This is a genomic window from Candidatus Magnetaquicoccus inordinatus (genome assembly GCF_004217665.1).
Taxonomy (GTDB): domain Bacteria; phylum Pseudomonadota; class Magnetococcia; order Magnetococcales; family Magnetaquicoccaceae; genus Magnetaquicoccus; species Magnetaquicoccus inordinatus.
Window position 1 is genome coordinate 1 of the sequence record NZ_RXIU01000153.1, and the last position, 8846, is coordinate 8846.

The following is an 8846-nucleotide window of genomic DNA, read 5'->3' on the forward strand; positions in this document are numbered from 1 at the left end:
TACCCAATCCATCCAGGTACGGTACTGGCTGACGAGTTGGAAGAGCTTGGAATGAGTGCTGCTGACCTTGCAAGGGCTATCCACGTACCCTCCAACCGGATATACCAGCTCATTGCAGGCAAACGTGCCATGACGGCGGATACCGCCATTCGGCTGGAACAGTGGTTGGGGGTGGAGGCAGCGTTTTGGTTGAACCTCCAGAAGACTTATGAACTGGATGTGGCTATGGCTGAAAGTGGAGAGCGAATCAGAGGAACCATCACCCGTCTGAACCGGCAAGTAGAATCGGATGCAGTCTGTCATGCGTGATGAGCTTGAACATTCTCATGAATCCAAATCATTTCCGTTACAACTGCGATACTGTTCAGGTGATAGAATCGTCAACAGATGAAGTGGATAATCCATTTTCATAAACTGTCAACAGTGAATCATTGCACGTCATTTGGATTGATTAATGTGGCTATCTCTGAAACATAAAAACCATCGTGGTCACGAGTATGCTAATTTGACGGAAGATTGTATTCTATCAAATCTTTCTCAGGGAATAATGGCGCAAAGAGTCTAAAATATGCTGAACCTACAATCCCAACAAATTTCTCATTACAAATATCTCTTGCCCCAGATATAAGTGTTTGATTAACAGCATCATCTGTATAATCTTCAATATAAACAATCCTTGATATGCCTAGCTGATATGCTTTCTTTGCACAAAGATTACAAGTTCTATCGGTTGTATACAGTATTGACCCGGACAAATCATGCATTCTCCTGACAGCCTGGAAAAAAGCATTTTCTTCAGCGTGTAACGACCTGGTAAATTCATTCGGTTTTCCAGTTTTCTTTGCTGCTTTTTGATAATGGTCCTTAAAGCAAAATGGTTTATCTGAAGATGGTACTAATTTGATATGTTTCAAAAACTCTTCGCTGCGCTCATATTTGCTAAATATTTTTTCGTCCTTTTTTTTAATCAACTCTTTGCCAGTTCTTAAGGAGCAAGGCATCTGTCCGCGAGGAACATCGTTCCACCCTAAACCATAAATATCTCCATTCTTTCCTACAATAACAGCGCCGACTTTTCTTGACAAACAACCGGAATTTTGCCTAACACTCATTGCTAATTGCATGAACCTTTCATCTAGTTCTGGTGCAAGACATCCAGGCGTTCTCTGTAGTGAAAGGAGCCTAATGAGGCCATATCGTATATGTGGCCTGTCGGTTGAATCATCATCTTGATTGAAAAGATAATAATCCGCCTTCTTTTCGCACTCAGGAATGTTTAAGGATGTTAATTTTCTGTTTCCAGCTATTTTTTCCCCATCAATACGCATTCCATTCTCTCGATTATAGATTGTATTAATGCTATCGCGTGTTAAAGCAGAAAAGCTTTTTATCCGTGATTCTTTATCCCTACCAACAGACAACAAATAAAACTCGCTGTATCGATGCTTGAAATATTCGACTTCAAATGGATTACGAAATGAATCAATCACAAAAAAGCTTGACTTATCGATAAGCCTATATGATTTGAAAACTGAGCTTACTGCTTCTGGTAGCGTGAATAAAAATTTTGGATTTGATTCTGAGCCATCTTCTGGGAATGGAACTCCAAACATTCTAATGTTATCACCACAGTCTTGCAGGAAAGATATTTTATCTATGGCTACAATGTTATTAAACGCTTCGTCAAAGAAATTGCAGCAATATTTATATGATTCTAATAATCTTTCTTTTCCTTTTTCATCTAACTTATCAAGCTGTTGAGCCGTGTAGAATTCAATCAATTTATTTCTATCGTCACAGGATTTGATAATATCTTTCACATTGTTTATTATGCTGCCATACTCCGTAATATTTTTTTGCATTCCATTTTCAGATATCCAGCCAACAATCAATGCAAAAATCACTTTGCTGACTTCAATGCAAACAAATGGATTCCAGGTAAAATCATGCCAAATACTCTTAAGTCTAAGATGCCTTCTTTTAGCGTTTTCTTTCCCAGTCCAGCAAGACTGCTTAATCTCATTATAACCTGGCAAAGACGGTTTTTGATTGCTTGTAAGAATTCTAGATACAGTTGAACAGCCTGAACCTGTTAGGCCGGTCAGTCCAATTATCATAAAGTTTCTTTTTACGTGAAATATTGCATCTGCATACGTGTTAATTTTGCTTTCCATTATCCAACTCCCAAAGCCTTAAATACCGCATCAACCGGGTCACTATAGAACGAAGTCTGGAACTTGGCAAACAGTTCTCCTGGTACAGATGGGATGTCCCGAACGCTGGCCATCGGGAGCAGTATCCTCTTAGCTCCAGCATCAAAAGCCACCTGGAGAGTTTCAGCAAGGTTTTCCACCGGTACAATGCTGCCACCAAGGCTCATATCCCCCAATACCACCATCTGGTCCTGGATAGGCTTCTTAAGTACTCCTGAACAGAATGCAACAAATCCAGCGAGTGTCATCGTTTTGGTGGGTCCGGTGTTGTGCAACTCCACAATATGTAAGTGATAATCATTATCACCTGATTTTGCTGAACCACTAACCCGGTGGACGTTGGCTTTGAAGTAGTCGTAGGAGATACGGATTGCTTCTTTGGCGGCACTGCTGGAACCAAGACCCGATGTGGTCATCTTTCCTGAACCGGCTGTGATTTGGGTCTCCAAGCGATACAAACCCAAATGCCCAACGCTGCCCGTAGCAATCGTGTGGAGGACGCCTGGATTTAGTGGCCCCTCTGGTATTAACTTATCCCCACCTTGCTCTGGAACGCCAATGAAGCGTTCCTCCAGGGTCTTCTGGTCGATGTAGGAGAAGTGGACATCAAAAAATTCCATTCCACCGATTTTCTTGAGCTGCTCCTTCACTCGACGGCGTGTCTCAAGAGCGTATTCCAAACACCTCCGAACAGCTTCCTTATCGAAATCACCAGCTGGATAGAGCAGCTTCAGGAGGCCGGACGTGGTACGACGGACAGCGATTGTGTCTCTTTGATTTAGATTGTTCCCTAATTTGAAGAACTTATCAATTGCATCAGCAAAATTCCTCTTTCTCATCTCCCGCATGAATTCAGCTAAGTAGTCGGTGATAAGGCCGTATCGGTTTGTGAAGAACTCCGGTCGCATCTTCGGCACTTCCCATCCTGGGATGTAGGCATGGAACCTATCGAAAAATGCTGAATCAATCATCGCTTCCGGGAACGGTGCGAGTAAGTGGCTGGTCTTGACCAGGGTATCCACTGGCTGGTTGATATTGCCGACAAAGACCATGCTGGCTGATGCAGCGATGGAATCCCTGCCTCTTGCGAAAGAACCTGATGCCATAAAGTCCTTCATGATTTGAACGCCATCATTCTCTTTGAAGGAGATACCTGCTACCTCATCAAACGCTACCACATCCCATACACCAACCAAGCCGACCAATCGACGGCTCATGTTGTAGAAGAGGTTGGCAACAGTGGTTTGACCACCGGAAAGAAGAATGCTGTTTGGACTAACCTCTTTGTATATATGACTTTTTCCAGTACCTCTGGGACCAAGCTCGCAGCAGTTGTAGTTGTTCTCGACAAACGGAATCATCCGCACCAGTAAGTGCCAATGGACACGTTTCTCAAGGACACTTGGTTCCATACCACAAGACCGGAGCAGTACCGCAATCCATTCTTCTTCGGAAAATGCCTTCCTACCTTCAAAAACCTCCTCCAGGTCCATGTTTGGCATCTGGATGGGTTTTAAGTCACCGATACTAAAGGGAGATATCTTCTGACCTTCCTCGTAAAAGTAATGGACCGTGACAATGCACCAGATACCACCCACCAGCAGTTTTTCGTACTTCCGAACATCGGAATCGTTGATAGCGGCATCCTTGACCCCAAGATTGGCCAGGAATGCTTCGTAGACATCCCGTTTCTCATTCAGACGGACAGTGACCTTATCAATGATTTTGAAGCTGCCACGCTCCTTGATTTTGGACTTGATTTTCTCTGCTTCATCTGGACGGACATAGTTCTCAGCGAGGATTTTCTTAACCGTTTCAAGCCCATCCTGAATGGTTTCTTCATCATCGGAAGCACAGTAGGAACCCAATAAGTATTCCAGAACGTAGACTGGAACATTGGCCCCTTCCTTGACCATCTTGGTCAAATCCTTCCTCACAACACGTCCGGTAAAGTGACGGTTGAGAAGAGTATCTACATCCCGATTTTCCGTTTCAGAAGTCATTTGAGAACGCCATGTCTATGGTTACGTCCATTCGCAGCTCTTCAACGCCAGTATCGGCATTGCGGACAATAAGTTGATACCGGGATTTCTTGTCATAAGTGCGGCTGGAGAGAGTCAATCGGACATCCTTCTTCCACTCATTCAGGTCTTTGGACTGGTTGTCAAAGGTGATATTTTCTACGTTGGTGATGGGACTATCTCCATCATAAATTGCAATCCGAGCAATGAGCGGTTTGACACGCTCTGTAACTGCTTCATTTTGAATAAAAACAAATCGATGTCTGTTCGTAGTGATTTTGAAGGGTGGACTTCCCAAGACACTTATGCCGACAGTACGGATTTTGGTGGCTTCGGATGACTTACCCTTCATCTGCTGTATTTTGATGATGGGAACCACCACCTCCTGAAGAGTGGCACCCCCGTGAACAAATCTGGCACCACCAACAAAATGGAATCGATTCGCTCCTTTTGGAACCCAGAAATCCAATCCATCCGTGGTTCCGGCGGTATTGTTCGTGGAACCCTTAATCACCATCGGGTCTTGAGGTAAGTCACGACCCAACAGGTAGCGTTTCTTGGAGAGAATTGTTCCTGGTGGTTTGTTTGTGATGGCATTTTTATCGATTTCTGAAGGTGCATCCAATTGGAATAGAAATCCATGGTCAGATGTTACAAGAAGATTGTTCCCACCAAAATCATTGACGATTTTTGAAATCAGAGCTGACAGGTCGTTGATTGTGGTACGGACGGCTTGAAAGGTATCTTCTTCAGTAGAAGCTGAATCTCCGATAGCATCAATAACATTGTGGTATACATAAACAACCCGGAAATCTCTGATAAATTCTCTTCCCTCAGCCTGCTTCATGCTCATAAGGGTTTCGGCTTTAATAGCCTTACCCTTAAAAGATTCCAAAATCTTGCTCCTCTGTTCCAATCCGCTGGAGGATTGACCATCTACCAATACAGTTCCGTTATCGGTGTAGTCCAACCTCTTGCGAGGAAGGAGAGCAGCCATTCCAAGAGCTGTATAAGATGGAAGAACACAGACTTGGCTCTCGATTCTTGCAGAGAAGCGATATTTCCCGTTAAGTTGGTCAGCCAGCTCTTTTCCTGCCTCGTACCTCAGAGCATCACTTATAATGACAAAGACTCGGCGTGAATCATTCTTTTCCAATAAGAATTTAACGTGTTTATCATAAAATTCAAACTGCTTGGATACAGAATCATTAATTCCCAAAATCCGCCACTTATCTCTGACCAACTCTTCAGCCACAACACCCCAATTAAGGGATAGGGTTTGAATGAACCAGTTTCCGTATAGAGCCTCAACTTCTGGAGCCAGGGACTTCAAGATGTCCCATCCAGACTTCTTGGCTTCTGTGGATGCCTCATGGAACAATCGGTAGAGTTGGTCAACCCGGTAGAGCCTTTGTGTATAGAGGTCAAAGTAGTCCTTCGGACCCTGGGCCTTCAATCCGTCATATTGCAAATTGTTTTTCAAATCAAATAATTCAGAGGCATAAAGAAGGGCATCATAAACACGACGCATCGGTATCCTGGGAGCATGCTCTGTATTGGATAACTGATTCGATGCCCAATAGCCATCCAATCTTTGAGAGACGATACTGCGAATCTCATCTAAGTTAATGATATTTTTTGTTTCCAGAATCCGGGTACGCAGCTGGCTGGCAATGTTCTTCTCAACCTCCAGGAAGGTTTTGACATCAGCCATATCCTCGATGCTTAAGTTCGGGAGGTGTTCATCCAGCTTGATGATGCTGGCAACAACCGATGAGAGGTGTTCGTATCTTTGGCTACGTTTGGCACTGTCACGCCACTGGCCGAGACATACCACAGAGTTGGCCGCACCTCTCTCTGGAAGACTTAGATGGCGTAGAGAGGTTGGAAGAGGAACATGAAGGCTCTTGGCAAAATCTGAAACCATCAATCGAATCAGTAAGTTTCTGAGACTGCTGGACTCCTCTGAATATCCGAAACGCTCCTCCACCATCTTCCAGAATGACTGCTCCAGTCCAAATTTTCCGAACTCAGTCCATGCGGTTGGGATACCCTCAAGAGCATCTCCATCCAACTCTTGCAGCAATGCAATGATAATATTGAATAAATCAGTTTGGTCAGCTTTTGTGACGACCGCCATCATCGAACGGTCGATTGCTTCTTCTCCATCATCCGGTTGGATAAATTTCTTGAGACGTGCCATCCGGTCTTTGTTGGACAGGAAGATTGCTCGTTCAGCCAGGTGGTCTCTTAAGCTTTGTTGATGCAATCCCAACTCCCGGAGGTGCATGGTGGCTCTATCAGCAGCAAATGGAGCAGCGTACAGCCTTACATCAAGAAACCAATCCTCTTCATGTGGAGGTGGTGGTCCTGGTTGGTAGAGCAGGAATGGTTGCTCAGGTGCTTCAATCTCCAAACGGTACTTCACCAGTAAGGCCGGTTCCTGGTCCAATCGTATCAAAGAGACTCCATCCAGGGTAAGTTGATGGAGTGCTTCTTCAAACTCTCTATCAGAATCTTGCCAAAAAACAATGCGATGGCCATCTTTGAAGAGTTTGGTAAGTGTTGATTGGATGTTTTCCAAGGAGGACATCAAGCGGTTCCCTCCTTAACAGGGGTGACTTGGCATCGTGGTAAGGCTCTATTCCAGAGTTCCAAGTTGAACAGATGAACAGAGAACCCTTTGGACCAACCGGTTCTTGGTGGACCTTGCAGCAGACCTTTGGAATGTCCTTTGAGAGCATCAGCAAGAGCAGAAAAATGAACTGGCTCTAGATTTGATAAACCAATCAGTGTTAAATATCGCATCGGTTTAGATGGAATACCACTATCCAGGCCAAGGAACTGAAGGCTGTGAATAAATTTTGGATACAATTCTTCATCAATAAGTAATTTTGATTCAATTCTCTCAAAGAACTCCTGTCTGTTTCTTTCTTGATGCTCCAAAGGTATGGTTGGGTTCTCTGGATTTTTTACCTCAATCAGCCAGAATTCATCATCCCATTCCACAACAAAATCAACAGCCTTAAGGATATGGCTCAAACCATGTCCCTTCCCATGATTATCAAGAGAGATGACTGATATGGCTCCAGAGAAATCAAAATAGAGGCCACTTTCTTGCCACTCGGAGTTCATTTCAAACCTCCATTGAAGGATTTCTGTATCTCCTGGTCATAGAGGCGTAGATATTCATCAGCAATTTTGTTTGGATATATGGTGGAGTAGCTGGAAGAGGAACATACTTCCACTCCATTCTTGCCAGTATCGTTCAAGGCAAAATAAGTGACTGGAGTTTCCTCCTTTTGAAGGTCAATTTCTTTCAAGAATGCATAATTGTGAGTGGCAACGAATATCTGGATGCCTCTTTGTGCCAACAGCAGGAGGATTTTTGCAACATACTGCATCATCGATGGGTTTAAATTAGCTTCCGGCTCATCCCAGAATAAGGTATTTCCCTTCGACAATGAGCCGTTATTAATCAATTGCCAAATGAGAGCCAATTTCCGGTAGCCTTCTGCTACCAGATGCATCTCCAAATTGGAATTTCCCTGACTTAAGAAGAAACTCTCTCCTTCAGTGACCACTTGGCCACCAATCAGACTTTGGATTGTCTCAAGTATCTCCTGGTCCTGTTTATCAAGACCACCTTTTCTCTTTGGAAGATATGCCAACTTCAAGATGTCGTAATAGACCTCATCAAAATTTAGGCTGTATTTGTCATACAGAGATATGAAACCTGGAGCAAACGAGAGGAATTCCTTAACAGGAATAAATACAGGAGATTCGATATGGTCAAGAATGGCAGATTCTGAGAAGAACTGGTTAGAATTATCATACCAGAAGAAATTCACAGGTCTGACAAATTCAAACAACATGTCATTCCATTGTGCTGTGATTTCTGTTCTGGTTCCACCTTGATTGCGTCTGGTCAAGCGGTGCAAATCCTCGTTCCGAGGTCTAAAAACGGTTTTAAGTTTCTTTTCAAGCGATTTGAGCGGTAGCAAGGAATCCTGGATGCAGTAGAGCAGCTTCATCAGGTGGGTCTTACCTGTACCGTTGGCTCCTACCAAAACATTGATTCCTGGTGAGAATTCGATATCAAGATGCTCAAATGCCGTGAAGTTGGTCAACTCCAGCTTGGTAAACATCAATCCTCTCCCTTATCGCCGGTGATGGCAGCCACGTCTGAAAGCAGGTCTCCAAACTTACCATAATTGACTTTGACGCCATCATCCAGGTCCAGCGTGATACGGAGGTCAGCGTAATGGCGGAGTTTCTCATCAAATTTACTAAGTTCCTCCTGCTGCTTCTTCAGCTTGTCCTGCTCCTTCTGGAGTCGGTTCCTGGTAGCTGTGGAGGTGGAAGGTCCGATATCCTTACCAATCTGCTCAATCCGGGATGTCATCCGGCTTGCAAGGGGAACAACGTACTCCATCCGCATCCTGGAGAGGGTGCCTTCGTTGTAGCGGTGGAGATACACCAGACACTCGAATGCTTTCAACTTACCACTGGAGAAGAGCCAGTAGATGGGCCGCTTCTTGTAAGTCTTCAGGTGGTCTTTGAAGAAATCCCGACACAGGTAGCGACGGATAGTATCCAGTGGGGTTTCACC

General features: G+C 44.2%; 7 protein-coding genes. 1 reads left to right on the top strand and 6 read right to left on the bottom strand.

Annotation, left to right across the window (positions count from 1 at the left end; genetic code table 11):
• Window positions 1–309 (top strand): HigA family addiction module antitoxin (locus tag EJP87_RS11120; RefSeq protein WP_130471947.1); only part of this gene is annotated, 309 nt, incomplete at its 5' end.
• A gap of 191 nt (window positions 310–500) precedes the next feature.
• On the opposite strand, the gene EJP87_RS11125 is transcribed toward EJP87_RS11120, so the two are convergent.
• The 6 genes from EJP87_RS11125 to EJP87_RS11150 all read right to left on the bottom strand — a co-directional run.
• On the bottom strand, window positions 501–2174 hold the full coding sequence (locus EJP87_RS11125; RefSeq protein WP_130471948.1) for a deoxycytidylate deaminase: 1674 nt from the start codon (window positions 2172–2174) through the stop codon (window positions 501–503).
• Window positions 2174–4216, bottom strand: a complete 2043-nt coding sequence (gene brxL, locus EJP87_RS11130; RefSeq protein WP_130471949.1) for a protease Lon-related BREX system protein BrxL — start codon at window positions 4214–4216, stop codon at window positions 2174–2176. Before brxL ends, EJP87_RS11125 begins: the two co-directional genes overlap by 1 nt.
• Window positions 4206–6827 (bottom strand): BREX-1 system phosphatase PglZ type A, encoded by a 2622-nt coding sequence (gene pglZ, locus EJP87_RS11135; RefSeq protein WP_130471950.1) that lies wholly within the window; start codon window positions 6825–6827, stop codon window positions 4206–4208. The genes brxL and pglZ overlap by 11 nt, the downstream gene beginning before the upstream one ends.
• Window positions 6827–7369, bottom strand: coding sequence for a hypothetical protein (locus EJP87_RS11140; RefSeq protein WP_130471951.1), 543 nt, complete (start codon window positions 7367–7369; stop codon window positions 6827–6829). The genes pglZ and EJP87_RS11140 overlap by 1 nt, the downstream gene beginning before the upstream one ends.
• A complete protein-coding gene (locus tag EJP87_RS11145; RefSeq protein ID WP_130471952.1) occupies window positions 7366–8382 on the bottom strand; it encodes an AAA family ATPase in 1017 nt (338 codons plus the stop codon). Before EJP87_RS11145 ends, EJP87_RS11140 begins: the two co-directional genes overlap by 4 nt.
• On the bottom strand, window positions 8382–8846 hold a 465-nt coding region (locus EJP87_RS11150; protein WP_130471953.1), incomplete at its 5' end, for a class I SAM-dependent DNA methyltransferase. The genes EJP87_RS11150 and EJP87_RS11145, both read right to left, overlap by 1 nt.